We start from the raw sequence: 20,548 nt of genomic DNA, 5'->3' as shown, positions 1-20,548 counted from the left end.
AGTCATCAAAGGTTATGTAATCATGGAATGCTTAAGTTATTGCATTGCCAGTTCAATTGATTTGACGCGTCTAGATAATCATTTTAAGAATACATTGATTGGCTATAGCTCTGTTCGCTCTCGAGATGTATTAAAATTAAGTCACTGTGATGACAGCAATTCATTAGTCTTTGTCTTTAAAAATGGTACTGTTGTCACCTGGGGTGTTAAGCGTTATGCAATTAATACCTATCTTGACATCATTCGTCCCTTTGGAGACAAGCTAGTTACTTTTCTGGTGCGCGATGAATTCAGTTATCAAGTGGGCGATAAAACAGCCATAGAGCCTCATGATTTTTTTGATGTGGATTGTTTAACGATCGAAGCAGACAGTGATGAACTGAAATTAAGTTTTTCGTACGGATTTTCTCAATCGGCAAAATTACAATATTTTGAAACCATCATTGAAGCATTGATCGAAAAATATAATCCAATGATTCAAAGTCTCTCCCATAAAGGGGAAATGCCTGTTACACGTAATCAAATACGACAAGTTATTGGCGAAATTTTAGGTGCTAAAAGCGAAATGAACTTGATTAGTAATTTCCTTTATCATCCGAAATACTTCTGGCAACATCCAACACTCGAAGAATACTACACCATGATGGAACGATACCTACACATTCAACGTCGAGTGAATACTATCAACCATCGTCTGGATACATTGAACGAAATCTTTGATATGTTTAACAGCTACCTGGAAACCAGACATTCTCACAGCCTGGAAATTATCATCATTGTATTAATTACCATCGAAATTATTTTTGCCGTACTTAATATCCATTTTTAGTTTATGGCTGTCGCTTACTCCTTTATTAAATTCTATATTGCAAGCGCTCTCTAACTTTTGTAGTATCAACTTTTGCATTGAGCAATCTCTATGAATCGCTTCCAATCTCGTTTTCTAAGTCAATCTTCTTTAAAAACGGAGATCTTGGCGGGTGTAACGACTTTCCTAACAATGGCATACATCGCCTTCGTTAATCCAACGATACTTCAGGAAGCTGGCATGGAGCCAGGCGGAGTGTTTACTGCCACATGTCTTGTCACCGCCTTTGCCTGTGCTTTCACAGGCTTTTATGCGAACACCCCCATTGGTATTGCCCCAGGCATGGCGCTTAACATTTACTTCACCTACGGCGTAGTAAAAGGCATGGGCATCGATTGGCAACACGCCCTGGCGATGGTTTTTATTTCTGGTCTTATGTTCTTAGTGGTGAGCCTTACCCGATTAAGACGCTTATTAATAGAATCTATTCCTCACAACTTGCAAGTAGCTATTCTCATAGGAATCAGTTTACTTATTGCTTTAATTGCTTTACATAGCAATCAACTCATCGTGAGTAATGAGCATACTTTAATGGGTCTTGGAAATCTTGCCACCCCTCAAAGTGGTTTATTTATTGCTGGTTTTTTATTGATTTTGGTCTTGGATTATTATCGTATACCTGCGGCAATCATTTTAGGTATTTTAACGATTAGCTTACTGAGTCTATTGCTAGGATTAACCTCTTGGCGGGGAATAGTTGCTTTACCTCCATCAATCAGCACAACTTGGTTACAATTGGATTTCTCAGGCTTTAACAATACCGCCGCTCTTAAGGCAACATTTACCTTTTTCCTGATTGCCGTATTTGATGCCACAGGAACACTTATTGGTTTATTGAATCAATCCGTATTTAAAGATGAGGATGATTATCAACAGCGATTAAGCAAAAGCTTAACTGCTGATGCAGCAGCCTCAACACTTGCAGGTCTTTTAGGCTCAGCCAGCACCTCTCCTTATATTGAATCAGCAGCTGGTATTGAAACCGGTGGACGCAGCGGCTTAACGGCCTTGGTAATTGCTGTCGGTTTTATTCTTATGTTGTTTTTCTTTCCGCTGGCACAAATGATTCCAAGCTATGCGGTGGGACCAGCACTGTTATATGTTGCCTGTAGCATGATGAAGCATGTGACGGATCTGAAATTGACAGATTTCACAGAGATTGCGCCTTGTATGGTGACCATTATGTTAATTCCATTTACCTCATCGATTGCTGATGGAATAGGAAGCGGTATTCTTCTTTATACCCTATTAAAAGTAATTACACGCCAGACAATCAATCCTTTATTATTTATTTTAAGTTTTTTATTTGTGATATTTTTTGCCATTAGCTAACAACCCTAGTGTAATTTGCTACTGTGGCTGGATAATGTTAGTGAAGGCATTTTTTCAATGTCACTAAGTAATGCCTTTAATAAATTTTCTGTAGAATCTACCCCGCGACCAATTTTCAATTTCGTCATGCTTGTTCGAATGAGCTCAATACTATCTTGTGGTGCAGTGGTCTTTAGTGTTTCTAATAATTTTTCTAAATCCCTTGCTTTCGTTTCTATTGACGATTTATGGAATAAGCTTTTACGCGCATCAATGTATAGCGTATCCACCTGATTATATAATTTTTGATACGGCATTAAATTTGCAACTTCAGACTGATATTTTTCGGCTTGGGTCCATCCTTTGAGAATATCTTCGCGAAGTTGCTCCGTTGAAAAAAAATCAAATCGATTAGGATTCCACAACATTGTTGGCTTAAAACCATTTCTTATTAATTCTCTATTTAAAACTAACATGACTAACGTTCGGCAATTCCCGTCAATAAAAGGATGCAGACGTTCAATTTTCTGAATTAAATTAATAATGCAATCTATCTTATTTTCATCACCCGCGACACTTTTTAATTTTATCTCATACTGTAGAATATAATGATTAATTTTCTCTGCTATCTCTTTATGCGTCATACGCGGTGAGAGAAATTTACAAGGCGTATTTTTAATCGTAGTTTCCAGAAAATCTAAAGCATCCTCTAAACCTTGTTTTGGGTTAGCAGCGCCCTTATAACGCTTTAAAACGTCTTGCAACACATCAGTACCGTGACTTAAAATTTCATAGTGATTTTCATTATTATTGGCAATAATTTCCTCTAAAAATTGACGCAATCCCTCGCGGGAAACATTCGCTTCGTCAGTATCGACAGTATTTAGTTTCAACCAAAATCCACTTACATCATTTGAACGAAAACGATCAAAACGATCTAACTCTGTTAAATTGGTTTTACTCACCCCTTCTAAGGCAGCTTTATACAATTGCAAAATTAATTTCGGGGACAGCGGCTCATGTAATGTTATATTTAACAATTGATGGGCTTTAAGCATCGCTGCCATATAACCAGGTTCATCGATGTCAAATAATAACGATTCGTGTTGTTGCCCTTCTTTAGTGACTTGACGATAATAATCCATATAAAATCGCCATATTTCCTTAGGTAGGACTCTGGCATACTCATAATTTTCTCGTATCTTAGGCATAGTGAGCGTCAGTAACGAAAAGTATTTTTAGTATAGCTGATAATAAGCACAGAGCGTTTCAAATATATACGTCTCTATTGATAAAAAATACTCATTTTTATGCAATACTTAATTTATTTAAGAAGAAAACATCATGATCATTTGTAACAATCAAATTGACGATGACCAATTAAAAGCAATTCAAGATCTGGCAAGCTTATGCCGTGAACATGATGGGGGAACACCTACTTTTTATAATCATCTTCTTATCCAAAAAAGACCCACAGAAAATAATGTCCTGTATTTTCAAGACAATCAATTACTTGGCTTCCTAAGTGTGTATTTCTTTTATGAAGATGCTTGTGAGGTGAGTCTCATCGTTTCTCCTCTTCATCGCAGACAAGGTATTGCGAAACAACTCTTACAAACGATTATGCCTCTTTTAACCGCCAAGGAAATGACTACCCTGATTTTCTCAACTCCAACTGAAATCAATGACGACTGGTTAATTAATCAGGGATTTAGTTATCGCAATAGTGAATATCACATGCAAAGAAATGGATACGACCCCATATTCATGCCAACTCCTAAACTTCATATCCGTAAAGCAACCGAAGATGACATCCCTGCACTATGTGCGATTGATGAGGCTTGTTTTCCAGAACATCAAGAAAACATGATAAGCCGCTTTAGCATGCTATTAAACGATGCGAGCTATACATTATTTTTAGCATCCTATAACCACATTATCGTAGGGAAGGCGCATATTCATTGGCAATCCAAGGAAGCCATCTTCTCTGACATTGCAATCTTTCCACAATACCAAGGACAAGGTTGGGGCGGGGAATTACTCTCTTACTGCATTAATCAGGCACTGACTTCAGGGAAAAACAAGTTGATGCTTGATGTAGAAACCTCTAACCAAAATGCGCTTCATCTTTATACTCGTCTTGGTTTTAAAACAGCGAATGTTAGCGATTATTGGGTAATTCCTCTACCCCAACTACTTACTAACTGGGCGTTAGAGTAAAAAAATAAACTATAGGCTACACTTATACTGTCAGAGTAGTAACTGTTTGCAAAATTATTATCAATTTGGATGATAGATAATGCGCTCAATCAAAGCAGTTTTATTCTTCTTACTTTTTGCATGCAATATTTTTGCTGCCCATGCCACCATCAGGGTAGGCACCGTTTTCTTATATCCCCCTTTTGTCATTTCACTCAACGAAGGTTTTGATATTGAGTTAATTCATCTTCTTTGCCAGAAAATGAATACAGATTGCCAATTAGTTCCTATGGATTTTGAGAAATTATTTACCGCTCTTGATAATGGCGACATTGATGTTGCTATCGGCGGCATAGTAATTTCAAAAGGCAGAGAAAAAAAATATATCTTCACCCTGCCCTACATGCTGAGTCGAGGAGAATTTTTAGTTTCACCAAACAGTACAGCTACAAGCATTAATGATTTGGCAAATAAAACCATTGGCGTCATCAAAGGGGAGCAAGATTCTACTGTTTTCGCAGGTTTTTTAAATGAAAACTATCCGGGCTTATTTACCATTCAATCTTTCGATGATATGGAAGATTTAATTACGGCGCTGAGTAGCAATACGATTGCCGCAGCGTTTATGCATGAAGCAACAGCCTATTATTGGCAACAAAATGGTGGCGGACAGTTTCATCTTCTTGGTAAACCCATGATTGTTGGCGAGGGGATAAGTATCATGAGTACACCCTCACATGCGGATTTAATCGCGCAACTTAATCAACAACTTTTAGCGGCCGAACAGGACGGTTCCTATCTTAATATATTTAGAGTTTATTTTGGTGCAGAACAGTAAACAGGAATTGTTTCTTTCACTTAATATTGTCTTAATTTTTGCACACTATTATATCAATATTGTTGTATTGAAATGAGTGGCTCTGCTATGCCTACCTACAAGGGTCTTGAATTAGAGAAATTTAAAGATAAAACCGGCGGCAAAAATAAAGGCGATGTCGATGGTTTTTATCGAGCGAAAAATGGTGAGAAATTCCTTATTAAGCAGCCTGCGGACAGGAAAGAGTTATTTACTGAATTATTTGCTGGTCTTTTACTCAAACAGTTTTCTGAACGATTGATAAAAGGCCTAATCGACGAAGGCAAACTCCAAGATGGCGCTGAAAAATCACTTATCTTTGCTGAAGCTATTCAACTTGATGATGGCTCCTATGCGCTAATCCAACCGTTCGTTTCCTTCATTGAATTATTCAGAATTATTGGTACCGGCTATAAGGATGATTCTGACCGCGATGCTCTATGGGAAATAATTAACGGTCCTTCAGCTTACCCAGCTCTCACCCATTCGGGACAATACTTCGGCTTATCTTTGTCACTGATGTTCTCTTTGCTTTTGGGTGCTTACAGTGTTCATAGTGCTAATATCGCTCGCTTAATACCAGCAATTGCTAACCCCCTTGAAGCATTCTTTAGTCAATTTGCACGTATTGACTGGGGTGATGCTTTCCGTTTATTTGCCTCTGAAGCAAATAACAAAGATATTCTTTTTCCTGCAGAATATGAGGGTTTTTTTAATTTCAAAAAAATAACCAAAGGTTATATTCAAAACTACCAAAATATTTTTGGGTTATTTACCTCTATTGCTGAGAAAGGTCTGCTCATAGAGAAAAGGGCAAAAGCGTTAAGTAATGGTTCCGTTGCAAACTTTTTTTCTTCCGCAGTTTTGGAAGCATTTCGGCAGATGCCTAAGGATTTATTTCAACATAAGACTAAACCAGAATTAGTTGATGAGGAGAAAAAAGGAAAAGCGAAAACGGTCGATGAGTTAGATCAACAAACAAAGAAAGAACTAGCCAAGTATCTTGCTATTCCCAGTTTTGAACATGTCACCTTTGGAGAAGGGGGTAATTATGCAGAGGTAGCTGCAGAGTTTGCCAAAGTGTTAGAACAACGTCTTACCAAAATCACTCAATTAAAAGAACAACACGCCCCCCAGGAAGACCTCTATCAAAGCGTACTCTTTACTGCGTCTAACCCATTTAAGCTAATAGATGAAACAACGATTTTCTCTGATTTCGTTACAACATTAGACAGTTATATTAATAAAAAAGGCGAATTAAATCTAAAGCAAGCCATTGCCGTTAACTTCGATGAACTCAACTTAACGCAAGTTGCAGAACAATATAATCACTACATTGATTTATTGGCCAGTCAAACTGAGAGTTTTCGGCTATGGCCACACGACGCGGCAAGCAATAGAAATCTGCTGGCAACTGGCCATGAATATGTTCCAGGGCTTCAAAAAGGACATGCTTTTGTGCCCTACTATCGAGAAAGTACAATTTTACGTCGTCTCTCAACTATAGATACTAAAACTTTAGGTATTTATCGTTTTGTACCTTATGAGGAACCTTCGCGTAAATATGGTCATGATTATGGGGATTCCGTTTGGAAAAAAATGGATCAAGTAGCTAGCAGCGGAAATGCGGTTATAGGTTTTCTTAAAGTCGTTCAAAAGATGCAAAAATTCATTTCACAAGAAATTAAATCAAATAAAGTCCAACTTAGTCAGGAAGAAATTACCGAAAAGTATAAGGTAATGGAACCCTCTTTGTCAGATTTATCGAATGCAATTATAGCATTTAATAAAGCACGAGAAGCCCTCTCGTCCTTATTTACCAATCCTGATCCCTGTGAAACACCGGACTACGAGAGTAGCTTTTTTTACCCCATTTCAGACAAAGAACTACATGCCTTGGATGGATTACAACTCGCTACGATTTGTTTTGAAGAATTAAACGCCGTTGAGGAAAGTTTGCTGCTCTTTAGAATTATCAATGATTCCACGTTGTGGGGAATTATGGATCAAGCGATTACTGATTCTAAGCAAATGTTTTTTGCGCGCGAAGATAATATTGAAAGAAAATATACGAAACTGTATGAATTGCACGCAAAAATAACGTCCTTTCATACCCTAGAAGAGCAATTTACAAAAGCATCTTCGCTTGAAGAAAAAGCTGCGGCTTTAGAAATTTTAGAGAAGATGGCAACTCAGTTACCTGCAAAATTTCAAGGTGCACTCACCAAGAATATTGATGCAGCAAGAGAAAAGTTAAGTATACAGCAATCACTTTTTGAAGAATATCGTTTAAGCCTTGAAGTATTTGACCGTGCAGAGGACAAGATAGGGGCGTTTGAATCACTGCAAACAACCTTTAAAGCATTGCCTTTATTTTTGCAAACGCAATTCAGACAGCAATTCAACGATGCAAGAGTATTAGCAACGTTTAAACAGCATTTCTCTTCTTTTAAAGCAGCTGATTCTAAAGATGAAATTTATTTAAAATTACTAGAGATCTATAAACAATTGCCTGCTCGTTATCAAGACGCTGAAGTAGGGACCATGAGTGAAGCAGTGGGTGAAATCTGGAAGGAAAAGGTTAGAGCATTGGATGAGATTTCTGACAAAACCCCCGGTTGGCTTGGCTTAAAGCAAGAATATTTTACTGACTTACAAGCGTTTTTTGATTCTTTACCCAAGACGATAGGTGATAAATTTAAAGAGAAGTTTACTCAACTATCCTACGAGAATGGCTTTTACCAGGGACTTGAGGTTTACAATTCACTCACAACCGTAGCTGCTAAAATCCATGGTTTACCCGCTCTAAAGGATAAAGCAGATACCTGCCAATCTAATTCTTTTATTCAACAAGTGTTTTCCGAGACTCGTGAAACCAATGACCATTTATCCATCTTACAGGAAAAAGGCTTAATCACAGCAGATGCTGAATCCCAAAAGGTAGAAGACAGTTTAGCAACATTAAAAAGAAAGATTGCCGGATTGAAGGAACCTGCGTACTCCAATTTCATAGATGCAGTAATACATGATAAAACGCTTTGGGAAGCTGTTCAGGCCAGTAAGAAAGCCGTCTTTTCAAATGAGATAATTTCTGACCTGTTAGCATTAAAGGATTTTCTCGATAAAAAACTTGCTATTAATAAGCGCGGCGAATTTGGTCAAGACTATTCAATGTCATTGAATAAATTTTATGAAACCGCGGTAGCAATTCGTTTATCCACGTCGTCCCCCAAAGATCAAGCTCATGCAATTATTAAGGCAGCTCACCATGAATTTGCTCACCGTGACTCTGGAAAACGTCTGATCGCTGATATCATCATGACAATTAGTGTGGTGGGTCTCTTTATTGGTGTTGGCCGTTTACTTTCTGGACGGTCCTTTTTCTTCAGTCAAGCCAAAACTGAAAGAGAAACTGAATTCACCACGCAATGGTTGCAAAATGCTGAGAAAGAGGACGAGGATACAAGGATTATTGTTACTCCCCCCGCTGCTTAATAGTGCAATTGCCTTCTTATAGTACAGCTACTTCCTACTAGTACAACTACTTCCTACGTCCCGCGGCTTGTCCGCGGGATCCAGCTTATAAGGCACACTCGTCTAGATCCAGCGGACAAGCCGCGGGACGTAGGATAAAGATTCCCAGGATGCAGGAAAAGATTTTTGGATGCAGAAACAAAGATTCTCGGGATGTTAGGAATCAAGAATAATGAAAACGACCCCACGATACCTTAGGAATTTCTCCCCTCTTCATCATTTTATTGCGATTGAGCTTCTCTTCATGATAGCTTAAGCATACATTGATGCGCCTGCTCTTAAGGCGTTTAAAAATAAAGGGATTTATGAAAGCACTTTTTTTTAGTTTGATGTTTGTGACAACATTTGTCTTCGCCTCAGTACTGGAAAAGCCCACAGACTCTAAAGACAATGCCATCAATCAAATCATTCAGGAACATTTACAAAAATACAAATCTGTCGAATTTTTTTCAGCGATTCAAGTTTCGATAAAAGTTAAAGATAAATTAACCACTTATACCGCTGGGTATCGTGACAATAAGCCAGGGAGCGCACCGATTGATGCGAATTCACTGTTTAATCTGGGCAGCATCACGAAATCATTTACAGGAGCATTGGCCCTTCTCGCTGAAAGTGAAGATAAAATCAAATTAGCAGGAACCTTAAGTAATTACTTACCCGAAAATATCCACATTGGGGAGATATCAGTTTAACGAATTTACTGGATATGAGTAGTGGCATGCCCAATTATTCTGAAGCCCCGAAAATTAATTATTTATTCAGCAAAAATCTTCGCCAATATTGGAGTCAGGACGATTTAATCAATTTAATTTACTCAAAAGACTTTAATCCCCCACGCAAACCTGGCTATTTTTATAGCAATACAGGGTATGTTTTAATGGATAAAATACTGACTAAAGCCTACAAAACACCATTTAAAGCACTCCTTATTGATAAAATTATCAATCCTCTTCAGCTCAAGAATACTTATTATCCTGTACCTGAATATCCACCCGAAGTATTGTCACGCCTGGTAAGAGGCTATGGCTATAATATTTACGACAATCCTGAGTTATTAGGACAAGATGTCACTGAGAATAACTTAAGTTGGGCAGGGGCTGCTGGTGCCCTTGTTGCCAATAGCGAAGATGTTATTCATTGGGTAGAACATTTATTCATTGAAAATAAACTTTTAACTAAAGATCAACAGCAGAAAATGCAACAATTAGTTTCTCTTAAGACGGGTTTACCTATAACGACAACGACAGAGAAGGATCCACAAGGTTTTGGCCTTGGCATAGCTCAAAATTATGATGCAAAAATAGGGCGCTATTGGTTTTATGAAGGGCAAACACTAGGTTATCGAGCAATTTATATTTATGTTCCCTGTAACAAAGTCATTATCAGTACACTATTTAACAGTGCTACCAATGGTGAAAATGACCATACGCGCGAATTAATGGTACAACTTTATAATTATCTTCTTTCCAAAGATGAGATGTTAATCTGCGGTAAAAACAAGATGGATACATAAACAAATAGAATTGAACTTGACAGATTTTCTAAAGGCTTTAGTATTTGCTTTTTATCGCGACGGGAACGCGCCAGAGGGGATGGAATGAAAAAAAGAGTGGTCATCACTGGGATGGAAATTGTATCGTCCATTGGTAGTAGTCTTGAGACTTTCTGGCAGGCGTCGACGAAAGGTGAATGCGGCATTAAACGCATTCAGGCTTACGATCCTTCGCCATATCCTACACAGATTGGTGGAGAAATCACTAATCTATCCCTGGCTCACTTGCCAGATTTTGATAAATCAAAACGTTTTCCTCGTGTAGCACAATTTGCGCTATATTGTACGCATCATGCTATAGAGAGAGCGGGACTTACTGCTGAAGAGCTCAGTAAGGCAGGTACGTTTATTGGCACCAGTCTCGGTGGCACACCGGAACTTGAAGAAGCTTACAATACATTTTTTACTCAAAGCTGGAAAAAAATACCTCCGCTTAGCGTCATCCGTGGCATGCCTAATTCCGTTGCCAATCATGTCGCAATTGCTTTTGGACTTGGAGGACCTAACTCAACCATTTCCAATGCCTGTGTCTCTTCTGCAGAGGCAATAGGCTATGCTTATCAGCAAATTGCTCATGGCCAATTACCCTTAGCTGTATGCGGTGGTACAGAGTCACTTCTCTGGGAAACGATAATGGCAGCCTGGTGTAAGCTGCGCGTTATGTCGACCCAAAATGAAAATCCTCAATTAGCGAGTCGGCCTTTCGATAAAAATCGTGATGGTTTGGTCATGGCCGATGGCGCGGGGATTTTAATTCTCGAAGACATGCAACATGCCAAAGCGCGTGGTGCAAAAATTTACGCAGAAATTATCGGTTTTGGTGCCAGTTGTGATGCCTATCACGTTACAGCCCCTAACAGCCAAGGACAAGTTCGTGCAATTCATTCAGCGCTCGATGATGCAAAGCTTGCTATCAGCGATGTCCAATACATCAATGCCCATGGTACAGGAACTCAGTTGAATGATGTCACCGAAACAGAAACCATTAAAGCCGTGTTTGGTCAACGAGCTTATGAGATCCCTATCACCGCTCAAAAAGCAATGACAGGACATGCCATTGGTGCCGCAGGGGCAATGGAAATTATTGCAACTACATTATGTCTCCAGAATGACTTTTTATTACCCACCATCAATCTTTATGAGCCTGATCCGGCCTGTGATCTTGACTATGTTGCCAATGAGGGGCGCAAGCAACAAATTGATATTGCACTCTCAAATCATTTTGCTTTTGGTGGAGCAAATGCTGCTTTATTATTACGAAGGGTATAAAGATTCACAACTGAAGCTGCATCGAGTTATAATTGCACTATTTTGCACGATTATTAAGGTACTTTGATGAATGCTTCGTTGTATGAGATTGCTCATTTAGTCAGCGGTGTTGTGGTTGGTGATGAGAACATTGAAATTTCTTTATTAGCTCCTATTGATAATATTAGTGTAGGCGCTCTGGTTTTTGCTGATGGAAATGACAATTTACAGTTAGCAGAACATTCTGCTGCAGCTGCTATCCTGGTAAGTCACTCGGTCACAAGTCAGTTAAAACCTGTTATTCAAGTTGCTCACCCTTATAAAGCCTTTATTCAACTGTTGCAGCATTTTTATCCCCCCCAAAAAATTCCCGCCGGTATTCATCCTACTGCAGTGATTGCCGACGACGCTATTCTTGGTAAAAATGTTGCGATTGGTCCTTATGTTACCATCGAAAGTGGCGCACATATTGGCGATAATTGTGTAATCAAGAGCCATGTCCATGTCGGTGAAAATGTCACGATTGGCGCAAACACAACCATTCATCCCCAAGTCACTATTTATAGAGAATGTCGGATTGGTGAGCGTGTCTCAATTCATGCGTCAACTGTGATTGGTTCCGATGGTTTCGGCTATACTTTTATAGACAATCATCATTTGAAAGTTCCTCATGTAGGCAACGTGGTTATTGAAGATGATGTGGAAATTGGTGCCAATACCGTAGTTGATAGAGCAACCTTAGGCTCAACGGTTATTGGTGCGGGTACCAAAATAGATAATCTGGTTCAAGTTGCTCACTCTGTAAAACTCGGTAAACATAACATTCTTTGTGCTTTCACCGGAATAGCAGGCAGTACGACTAGTGGGAATAATGTAATTTTTGCGGCGAATGTAGGCGTTAGCGATCATGTTCGCATTGATGATGGTGTTATCCTGGCAGCACGTGCCGGCGTACCCCCTAAAAAACATCTCAAACAAGGCAATGTATACTTAGGTAGTCCTGCTCGCCCACGAGACAAGGCAATTGAACAAGAACTAGCAGTAACACGTATTCCATTGATGCGTAAGAACTTAAAAACTTTAAGCGACAAAGTTGAAGAACTGAGTCAGCGTTTGGCACAACACGAGACAGACTAATGGCGTCACCACTGATTTTAATTGATGGATCATCCTATTTTTTTCGCGCCTTCCATGCGCTTCCCCCACTGACAACATCGAAGGGTCAGCCTACCGGTGCGGTTTATGGGGTAGCAAACATGGTCAAGCGTCTAATCAAAGATTATAAACCAGAGCAAATTGCGGTAATTTTTGATGCAAAAGGTAAAACATTTAGAGACGATTGGTATCCAGAGTATAAAGCGCATCGTGCACCTATGCCTGATGATTTAAGTTGTCAGTTTCAGCCGTTAGTAACCTTATTAGAAGCCATGGGTTTACCCATTCTGATTATAGACGGCGTGGAAGCAGATGATGTCATTGGCACCATCACCCATTGGGCAACTGTGCAAGGTCAGCCCGTTTTGGTCTCCACTAGCGATAAGGACATGGCACAATTAGTCAATGAGCATGTAACGCTTGTTAACACAATGACGAACCAAGTGCTCAATATAGAAGGTGTTCGAAATAAATTCGGTGTTGATCCCTGCCAAATTATTGATTATTTAACTTTAATTGGCGATAGCGTTGATAATGTCCCTGGTGTTACCAAATGTGGACCCAAAACTGCAGCGAAATGGCTACAGGAATATCAAACCTTAGACAACTTATTAACCAATGCCAACAAGATTACCGGTAAAATTGGTGAGTACTTACGAGAGAGTTTGGCTCATTTACCTTTGTCTAAACGCCTAGTCACGATTAAAACTGATGTAGCTTTGTCACTTACTTTGTCTGACTTGTCGATTAAAAAAGCAAATCGCGAGCAGCTTATTGCGCTAACCCGTGAAATGGAATTTAAAAACTGGTTAAAAGAGCTCTTGGGCGAAGAAGAAAACGAAATCGTTAGTTCAGGCGAAGTTTCAACATTAGCGGTCAATTTTTCAATTATCAATACAGAAGAAGAACTCAATAAGTTGCTTTCACAATTAAATAGCTGTCAACAATTTTGCTTTAATATAGAAACGAATAATAAACATTCATTCGATGCAGCTATTGTAGGCATTGGTTTAACACTAGAAGAAGATAAGCCTGTTTATCTCCCTCTTGCTCATAAAGACAACAGTTTACAGCTTGCAAGCGAGCGAGTATTAGCAGCATTGAAGCCTTTCTTTGAAAATCCAAACATCACTAAGATAGGCCAAAACTTAAAGTATGATTTCAATGTTTTGAAAAAGCACGATATTCATTTAGAAGGCATGGTTTTTGATATTATGCTTGAGTCTTATGTGCTGAATAGTAATGCTAGCAAACATGACCGCGATTCACTGGCGTTAAAATATCTAGGCCATAAAGCCTTGAGTTATGAGGATGTCGCAGGAAAAGGGGTAAAACAACTTGCCTATGATGCACTTAGTGTTGCTCAGGCCGCACCTTATGCAGCTGGTGCTGCCGATGTTAATCTAAGATTACATAATAAGCTCTATCCCATGCTTGATGAACCTCTCAAACGAGTATTACAAGACATCGAAATTCCTTTGCTCCCTGTGCTTGCGGAGATGGAGTACGGAGGGGTGCTTATCGATGAAAATACTCTCGAGAAACATGGTGAACGCTTAAAGTTACGAATGATCGAACTTGAAAAAGAAGCATTGGCGCTTGCAAAAGCACCGTTTAATTTAAATTCGCCTAAGCAACTGCAAGAAATTCTTTTTGATAAATTAAAATTACCTGTTTTTAGCAAAACCCCTACAGGGCAACCTTCAACTGCTGAATCTGTCTTGCAAGAGCTCGCTTTCGAATATCGCTTACCGGCTGTGATTCTTGAATACCGCAGTCTTAGTAAATTAGTCAGTACTTATATTGACGCCCTGCCCAAATGTATCAGCCCTATTACTCACCGGGTTCATACTTGTTATAACCAGGCTGTGGCAGCGACTGGACGTTTATCGTCAAGTGATCCTAATCTGCAAAATATCCCTATTCGTAATGAGGAAGGACGTTTAATTCGCAAAGCATTTATAGCTCCTCCTGAACATGTGCTGGTGGCAGCCGATTATTCGCAAATTGAATTGCGCATTATGGCCCATCTTTCACAAGACGAGAATTTACTTAAAGCGTTTACCATGGGTTGGGATATTCATGCAGCTACAGCAAGTGAAATTTTTCAAGTGCCTTTGGATGAGGTTAGCCATGAACAACGTCGCCGCTCTAAAGCCATTAACTTTGGCTTAATTTACGGAATGTCAGCGTTTGGTCTATCAAAACAGTTAGGGATCGAGCGTCAGGATGCCCAAAACTACATGGAATCCTATTTTAAACGTTATCCTGGCGTATTAAGTTATATGGAACGCACCCGCCAGCAAGCTCATCAACAGGGGTATGTCGAAACACTGTTTGGTCGTCGACTGCATTTACCAGAAATTAATACGCGCAACATGGTTCGTCAAAAAGCTGCAGAACGGATGGCGATTAATGCTCCTATGCAAGGAACAGCTGCTGACATCATTAAAAAAGCGATGTTGGCTATTTCCAAATGGCAAACCACTCAACCAACAACTTATGCACGAATGATCATGCAAGTTCACGATGAGTTAATTTTTGAAGTGCACAAAGATCACATTGATGCTACAACCCATACTATCCGGGAGCTCATGGAACATGCTGCCAAATTGTCTGTACCTCTACAGGTTTCAATAGGTATTGGACAAGACTGGGACGAAGCACACTAATTTTCTAAATAACGTCCAATAGATGTATTTCTCCCTCAGAAATGGCATCTATTGTCTTGAAATTAAGCATTAAGGCTGATTAAATTAGTGCGTTTGGTAAAAATTACTAAATATTGGATAAGGAAATTCGCCATAAATATCAAAAATTCAGCGATTATTTTACTGAAATAAATATTTAATCCTGTGTAATGAATAAAGTTCATTACATAGAAAGAAGACGCCCCCATGACCACCACCAACGTAAAATATTGAAAGGCAGACACTAACAAACTTTTTTGCGATTTAAACGATAAATTCTTATTTAAAATAAAATTGACCGGTGCGGAAATAAGTCGCGCACCAAATACCGCAAAAGCCGCATGTTGGCTAATAAGATAGAACATTGAAAATAGACTAAAATCCAGCAAGAAAGAAAAAATAGCTACCGAACAGAAACGCAGAAAAATATAATAAATCCTCAGCGAATCGACAAGTGGATTAAAATGAGACCCCTTATTGTTATCAATATAAATTGTTTCAATAGGTAATTGCTCAATTTGCAAACGAAGTTTTTTAGCAATAAAAAACATTTCAAACTCAAACTCATACCGTTTGGTTGTTGTCATGACCAGGCTACGAATTAATTGATTGGGAATTCCGCGAAGACCTGTCTGCGTATCTTTAATGCGACTACGTGTAAGCACATTAAAAAGAAGCTTGGTGAGTACATTGCCAAATCTGCTACGTAGCGGAATATCACCTTTTGCAATTTGACGAACCCCTAGATATAACTTGGAAGGTTCCTCATGAAAACGTTGACTAAGATGAATGATGTCTTCAACACTATGCTGTCCATCTGCATCTGCCGTAATTACTCCTGTCATCTCTTGAGAAAAAACAGCCAAATAATAATTCATTGCCGTTTTAAGCGCAGCACCTTTGCCCTGATTCCTTTTATGATGCAAAACAATATAGCCATCACTTTCCAGTTGATTAAAAATTTTCATGGATTCAGCAGTGGAACCATCATTGACAATGATACATTTTTGCTCAGAACAAAGTTCACTGTGTTCTTTTAATAATTGACTAAGCCTTTCATCAGGATTGTAGGCTGGAATAATTAAAACTGGATAATTCTTTGATGGCATAAATAGGACTTCCTGGTTGATATACAGCTTATTGCTATTGTCCTTATTGGGAATGAGCACATTATTTTTTATTAGCTAAATAAATTGTAAATAACCGTCTAGATAAATATTTTAACAATAGATAAGCTCGGCTAAGCTAGCAAATTTCATGAAATAGTGCAATCTTTGTAATTTAAATTCCTTTTCTGCACGATATCTTTAAATTCATATCAGCCCCGTCTTGCTCCAACATAAATAGCCCTTTAAACTGTCCTTCAATTTTGTGCCCCTTCATTTTGGCAAATAGCCATTAACCCTGCAGAGGAATGATATGATATTGCTGTGTTGTGCGTTATTCTGTTCCGTCTTAATTGGCTGGGGCGTTTTTTTTACTCGCGTATTGAAAACCAATCTATCAGTTGGGTTGCTTAATGCCACGGCCTTTTCCGGTTTGGTGATGTTTTATAGCTTTTTATTCTCTATTCCTCATTTAACAAGCCTATTGCTTCTTGGAATCGGCGGGTTTCTCTTCATTTTCTATGTAGGAAATTTAATTAAAAAGAAACAATCGTTGAGTAACTACCAGCCAGAACTGCTCACGATTTTGGCCTATTTGACCATTTGTGGTTTATGTTTTGCTATTGCTTATGGTCTGAGATTTCGAAGCATTGATGACTACTCCTATTGGGGAACAATCAGTAAGTATTTATTTGTCTTTAATGCCTTGCCCAATAATGACACTTACATTAATGCAAGCTTTCTTACCTACATTCCTGGTATGGCAAGTTTCCATTATTTGCTTTATACACTCACACAGCAATACTCCCAGATACTAGGTTATTTTGCCCAAGGACTCATTCTAATTGCTGCTATGATGGTATTTTTTGACCCCCGCAATATTGCTCGCTCAGTAACCCATTTAAGTATTTGGCTAATTTTATTTACGCTTTCCTACGGTGCTATCTTTGCCAGAATGGAAGTTGATGCCTATGTAGCTGCTTATCTATTTACGATAACGTGGTTGATTTATAAAAAAGAAAACTCCTTGTCATTGTGTCTTCCTATCGTTTTTCTTTCCATCATCAAAGAAATTGGACTCGTCTTCTCTATTCTCGCGCTGGTATTATTAGTTTTAGTTGAACGCGCCAATCGCAAAATTCTACTCCATTGTGTTGGAACAATTGCCCTGGTTTTCATGACAAAACTATTGTGGAAATTCCATGTTACTAGTAATCATTTCCACAGTTTCTCACACAGTGTCTCCCTTGATTCTGCACTCTCGGCCCTTAATCCTTTCAACACCCATTATCACGTTGCACAATGGCTTTACTTGAAAGAAATATTTTTTGCACGCTTTGATTATCTCATCAAAATTCCTTATTTGATGCTTTATCTATTCATTGGTGGGCTTTGGTATTGGGCGGTAAAAAATCCCCTTCTAAATCGTGCCAGGATTAATACCAGCATGATCGTTTTTGCAGCCTTTGCCGTTTTATATTTATTGATGTTGTATTTCTTGCAGGCCATTGTTTTTGCAGTTGGCTATGAGAATAAGGACATTTTAGGATTTCACCGCTATTACAATATGCTTTTCCTGCCTTGGCTTTGTTTGCTTATATTTTCTGTACTTGATGCCGTAAAATTCCCGGCTTTGGATAGTTTATCAAAACCTGCTGGATTCATTGTGGTAAGTCTTGCTGCAATACTTTTAATCGGAGGGAAAGTTGAGCGAGTCAGAAAGTTTTATCAACCACATCAACTCTATCAACTGTATGCATCGATTGATGCTAAGGCGAAACAATTAGGGATTAATCACTGGTCTGTTTGCCTGATTAATCCACCTACACCAGCGTATCAAGTTTCAATGCCTTTAAGCTATTTTTTTATGCCTAACCGCATTCTCTATCCTGTGGATCAAAAAGAGCTAGCGAGTTGTAATCTAAAACTGGAATGGACTAATGAAAAGTTATGGGGCGTTAACGTATAAATTAACGCCTTTTAAAAACTTATCTGAAGTTATTCTGCATTCTCTTTTCAACTTCGTCCCGAACTGCAGCAACTGAACCTGACACACTTAGATTTGTCCATGGATCGATTGGCAGTACACGGTTGACCAATCTCCCAAAGAAATCACCCACTGCTACACGAGCATTTGATGTAAACTTATTGCCATTCAAACGATGTTTAGTGATATGGCGTAAGTCCCCCATAATTTGGCGAGCAAAGTTGAAGTCTTCACGGTCCTTATCACTTGCCTGTGCTATTTTTGCTTTTAAGGCATATAAACATTTTGGCTTTTTTAATTGCTCTGCTGTAAAGTCAATATCTTTCTTTCCTAATGAGCGTCTAAGTGCCTTCTTTTCCTCGGGTTTTGCTTCCGTCGTTCTATCTTCTAACATCTTAATAACATCATCAACTAATTTAGACACATTCTTTACGACTTGAGGTACTGGAGGAATCTTTAAAATTTCTTTGTCGTAAGTATCAAGCATTTTTTTAAATTCGTAGGGTTTAAGTCTTTGAGTAGGACTTTGTTTAGTCATCTTTTTAATAATTTCAACTAAAAATTTGACTTGTTTAGCGCTTAAATCGGGGCGATTTTTAGCCAGATTTTTCTCAAGATCCGCATTCGGCATAAGTCTGATGATATTTGATTCATGCTCAGCAATATTAAGCTTTTCTCTTTTAACTTGACCTAAACCTTCAAGTGCTGCAATCCCAACTGAATAAATATCTGCAACCTGGCTCACTGGAGCACCAACAAATAACTCTAAAGGAGAGTAAAGGGGTGTACCACGAGAAACAAGATCATCAGCTCCTTCAAGTGCAGAGAAACCGTAATCTACCGCTCTAACCGTTAAATCTTTTCCCACTATAAAATTCGCAGGTTTAATATCACCGTGAATGATCCCCAAACTTTGTAATCGATACATTTCCTGAAACATTCCCCGCATAATAATCAAAAACTCTTGCGTGGTGTACTTCCCTTTTTCAATGACTTTGCTTAAATCTTTTCCAGCAAAAAATTCATTGACCATATATGCTTTTTGCTCACCTGGGTTGTCACTACTTTCTGTGAACACCAGTTTACGGGTAAATTCTGCCTGGGCACCTACGGAGGCTTCTCTTTTGATATCGGCCACGAGCTCTTTACTGTCAGGAGAGTTATCAATTTTTTGAATTTTGATGGCCTTTATAGTTCCGGTTTGCGCATTTTTCGCTTTAACCACTTTTCCCCATGCCCCCTTGCCTAAGGTTCGCATTTTCTCATAGGACATCACTTCCCCTAAATCATCTTTAAAGGTAATTTCTTCCTTCGGGTGATGATTGTCTGCCTTTGCATTTTCGACTTTAAATAATTTTACAGAATTTCCCATAATACTTCTTAGCCTTCTTGGTTACTTTTTTAGTAAATAGCCCATATAATGCCAGCCGAACCTTAATATTTCCTTAAGAGTTTTAATATTTTTTGAGAAATAATTGGCACAAAACGATTAATTTAAAATCAATAAAACTCCTTCTGGATCCCTACATCCCAATTATTGATAACTGGGATGTAATTCAATCGGCATCACTTGTTGTAAACGTTCATATACATCAAGAAGTTGTGTACAAAAGACATGATGTTGCTGGCGCTCTTCCCACAGTTCGTAGTCAAGACCTTTACGAAAGGCTTGAGATTTTGCCAAGCTCTTAAGAAGTACCCTATCTTGGTTTGACAACTCAAGATCGCTGTTTAATTCAACGAGCTCCATGAGTCTTAAGGGTTGATTGATTTTTCTATGCTCATGCAAAAGATAGGCTTTAAGAGTTAATTCAAATGCGGTGTACATCAGTGATGTAATCGGAGCCAGTGCATCGCTGGTCCTGTGGCCACTACCAGCGACTTCAGCATTTTGATGCAACAAATGCTGCGCACAATAAGCGTGTTCTGTTGCTATTTTTAATAGCTCGAGAGGAGAAAGATCTTTTTTGTCCATTATATAAACTCACCTAACTCTAAATATAAAAAATGACACGATAAAAATTGAGGTATAATGCAATCCA

The 20,548-nt window shown here is 38.7% G+C and carries 15 protein-coding genes; 11 read left to right on the top strand and 4 right to left on the bottom strand.

The window, feature by feature from the left end:
* The first annotated feature begins 22 nt into the window (after positions 1 to 22).
* Positions 23 to 829, top strand: a complete 807-nt coding sequence (locus tag LHA_RS00995; protein WP_045104891.1) for an RMD1 family protein — start codon at positions 23 to 25, stop codon at positions 827 to 829.
* Between the two features lie 90 nt (positions 830 to 919).
* A complete protein-coding gene (locus LHA_RS00990) occupies positions 920 to 2,200 on the top strand; it encodes an NCS2 family permease (RefSeq protein ID WP_045104890.1) in 1,281 nt (426 codons plus the stop codon).
* A gap of 5 nt (positions 2,201 to 2,205) precedes the next feature.
* Here the strand turns inward: LHA_RS00990 and LHA_RS00985 are convergent, their stop codons facing one another.
* Positions 2,206 to 3,390 (bottom strand): Fic family protein, encoded by a 1,185-nt coding sequence (locus LHA_RS00985; protein WP_082060249.1) that lies wholly within the window; start codon positions 3,388 to 3,390, stop codon positions 2,206 to 2,208.
* A gap of 133 nt (positions 3,391 to 3,523) precedes the next feature.
* Between LHA_RS00985 and LHA_RS00980 the strand changes: the two genes are divergently transcribed.
* The 8 genes from LHA_RS00980 (at position 3,524) to polA (ending at position 15,395) form a co-directional block, all read left to right on the top strand.
* Positions 3,524 to 4,399: a GNAT family N-acetyltransferase gene (locus LHA_RS00980; protein WP_045104888.1), complete on the top strand. Its 876-nt coding sequence runs from the start codon at positions 3,524 to 3,526 to the stop codon at positions 4,397 to 4,399.
* Between the two features lie 79 nt (positions 4,400 to 4,478).
* A complete protein-coding gene (locus LHA_RS00975) occupies positions 4,479 to 5,216 on the top strand; it encodes a transporter substrate-binding domain-containing protein (protein WP_045104887.1) in 738 nt (245 codons plus the stop codon).
* A gap of 87 nt (positions 5,217 to 5,303) precedes the next feature.
* The gene (locus LHA_RS00970; protein ID WP_045104886.1) at positions 5,304 to 8,729 is read left to right on the top strand and encodes a LepB GTPase-activating domain-containing protein; all 3,426 of its coding nucleotides are present in this window, start codon (positions 5,304 to 5,306) and stop codon (positions 8,727 to 8,729) included.
* Positions 8,730 to 9,073: 344 nt separating this feature from the next.
* The gene (locus tag LHA_RS17475) at positions 9,074 to 9,460 is read left to right on the top strand and encodes a serine hydrolase (protein WP_052673542.1); all 387 of its coding nucleotides are present in this window, start codon (positions 9,074 to 9,076) and stop codon (positions 9,458 to 9,460) included.
* 26 nt (positions 9,461 to 9,486) lie between these two features.
* The gene (locus tag LHA_RS00965) at positions 9,487 to 10,281 is read left to right on the top strand and encodes a serine hydrolase domain-containing protein (protein ID WP_052673541.1); all 795 of its coding nucleotides are present in this window, start codon (positions 9,487 to 9,489) and stop codon (positions 10,279 to 10,281) included.
* 84 nt (positions 10,282 to 10,365) lie between these two features.
* Positions 10,366 to 11,589: a beta-ketoacyl-[acyl-carrier-protein] synthase family protein gene (locus LHA_RS00960; protein WP_045104885.1), complete on the top strand. Its 1,224-nt coding sequence runs from the start codon at positions 10,366 to 10,368 to the stop codon at positions 11,587 to 11,589.
* A 66-nt stretch (positions 11,590 to 11,655) separates the two neighbouring features.
* Positions 11,656 to 12,705, top strand: coding sequence for a UDP-3-O-(3-hydroxymyristoyl)glucosamine N-acyltransferase (lpxD, locus tag LHA_RS00955; RefSeq protein WP_045104884.1), 1,050 nt, complete (start codon positions 11,656 to 11,658; stop codon positions 12,703 to 12,705).
* Complete coding sequence (gene polA, locus LHA_RS00950; RefSeq protein WP_045104883.1) at positions 12,705 to 15,395, top strand: DNA polymerase I; 2,691 nt, start codon at positions 12,705 to 12,707, stop codon at positions 15,393 to 15,395. Before lpxD ends, polA begins: the two co-directional genes overlap by 1 nt.
* 62 nt (positions 15,396 to 15,457) lie before the next feature.
* On the opposite strand, the gene LHA_RS00945 is transcribed toward polA, so the two are convergent.
* A complete protein-coding gene (locus LHA_RS00945; RefSeq protein ID WP_045104882.1) occupies positions 15,458 to 16,522 on the bottom strand; it encodes a bifunctional glycosyltransferase family 2/GtrA family protein in 1,065 nt (354 codons plus the stop codon).
* 310 nt (positions 16,523 to 16,832) lie between these two features.
* Here LHA_RS00945 and LHA_RS00940 point away from each other — a divergent pair, with 310 nt between their 5' ends.
* Positions 16,833 to 18,488 (top strand): hypothetical protein, encoded by a 1,656-nt coding sequence (locus tag LHA_RS00940; protein ID WP_045104881.1) that lies wholly within the window; start codon positions 16,833 to 16,835, stop codon positions 18,486 to 18,488.
* A 19-nt stretch (positions 18,489 to 18,507) separates the two neighbouring features.
* Here LHA_RS00940 and LHA_RS00935 read toward each other — a convergent pair whose 3' ends face one another.
* Positions 18,508 to 19,764: a protein kinase domain-containing protein gene (locus LHA_RS00935; RefSeq protein ID WP_256597227.1), complete on the bottom strand. Its 1,257-nt coding sequence runs from the start codon at positions 19,762 to 19,764 to the stop codon at positions 18,508 to 18,510.
* A gap of 276 nt (positions 19,765 to 20,040) precedes the next feature.
* Positions 20,041 to 20,481: a hypothetical protein gene (locus tag LHA_RS00930; RefSeq protein WP_045104879.1), complete on the bottom strand. Its 441-nt coding sequence runs from the start codon at positions 20,479 to 20,481 to the stop codon at positions 20,041 to 20,043.
* Between the last annotated feature and the right edge of the window lie 67 nt (positions 20,482 to 20,548).

It is taken from the genome of Legionella hackeliae (genome assembly GCF_000953655.1).
Lineage (GTDB): Bacteria > Pseudomonadota > Gammaproteobacteria > Legionellales > Legionellaceae > Tatlockia > Tatlockia hackeliae.
This window is presented reverse-complemented; position numbering and strand designations above follow the sequence as displayed.

What these genes read in the sequence shown, in the direction of transcription:
- LHA_RS00995 (WP_045104891.1), top strand. Translation starts at nt 23, where the DNA reads ATGGAATGCTTAAGTTATTGCATTGCCAGTTCAATTGATTTGACGCGT.
- LHA_RS00990 (WP_045104890.1), top strand. Translation starts at nt 920, where the DNA reads ATGAATCGCTTCCAATCTCGTTTTCTAAGTCAATCTTCTTTAAAAACG.
- LHA_RS00985 (WP_082060249.1), bottom strand. Translation starts at nt 3,390, where the DNA reads ATGCCTAAGATACGAGAAAATTATGAGTATGCCAGAGTCCTACCTAAG.
- LHA_RS00980 (WP_045104888.1), top strand. Translation starts at nt 3,524, where the DNA reads ATGATCATTTGTAACAATCAAATTGACGATGACCAATTAAAAGCAATT.
- LHA_RS00975 (WP_045104887.1), top strand. Translation starts at nt 4,479, where the DNA reads ATGCGCTCAATCAAAGCAGTTTTATTCTTCTTACTTTTTGCATGCAAT.
- LHA_RS00970 (WP_045104886.1), top strand. Translation starts at nt 5,304, where the DNA reads ATGCCTACCTACAAGGGTCTTGAATTAGAGAAATTTAAAGATAAAACC.
- LHA_RS17475 (WP_052673542.1), top strand. Translation starts at nt 9,074, where the DNA reads ATGAAAGCACTTTTTTTTAGTTTGATGTTTGTGACAACATTTGTCTTC.
- LHA_RS00965 (WP_052673541.1), top strand. Translation starts at nt 9,487, where the DNA reads ATGCCCAATTATTCTGAAGCCCCGAAAATTAATTATTTATTCAGCAAA.
- LHA_RS00960 (WP_045104885.1), top strand. Translation starts at nt 10,366, where the DNA reads ATGAAAAAAAGAGTGGTCATCACTGGGATGGAAATTGTATCGTCCATT.
- lpxD (WP_045104884.1), top strand. Translation starts at nt 11,656, where the DNA reads ATGAATGCTTCGTTGTATGAGATTGCTCATTTAGTCAGCGGTGTTGTG.
- polA (WP_045104883.1), top strand. Translation starts at nt 12,705, where the DNA reads ATGGCGTCACCACTGATTTTAATTGATGGATCATCCTATTTTTTTCGC.
- LHA_RS00945 (WP_045104882.1), bottom strand. Translation starts at nt 16,522, where the DNA reads ATGCCATCAAAGAATTATCCAGTTTTAATTATTCCAGCCTACAATCCT.
- LHA_RS00940 (WP_045104881.1), top strand. Translation starts at nt 16,833, where the DNA reads ATGATATTGCTGTGTTGTGCGTTATTCTGTTCCGTCTTAATTGGCTGG.
- LHA_RS00935 (WP_256597227.1), bottom strand. Translation starts at nt 19,764, where the DNA reads ATGCGAACCTTAGGCAAGGGGGCATGGGGAAAAGTGGTTAAAGCGAAA.
- LHA_RS00930 (WP_045104879.1), bottom strand. Translation starts at nt 20,481, where the DNA reads ATGGACAAAAAAGATCTTTCTCCTCTCGAGCTATTAAAAATAGCAACA.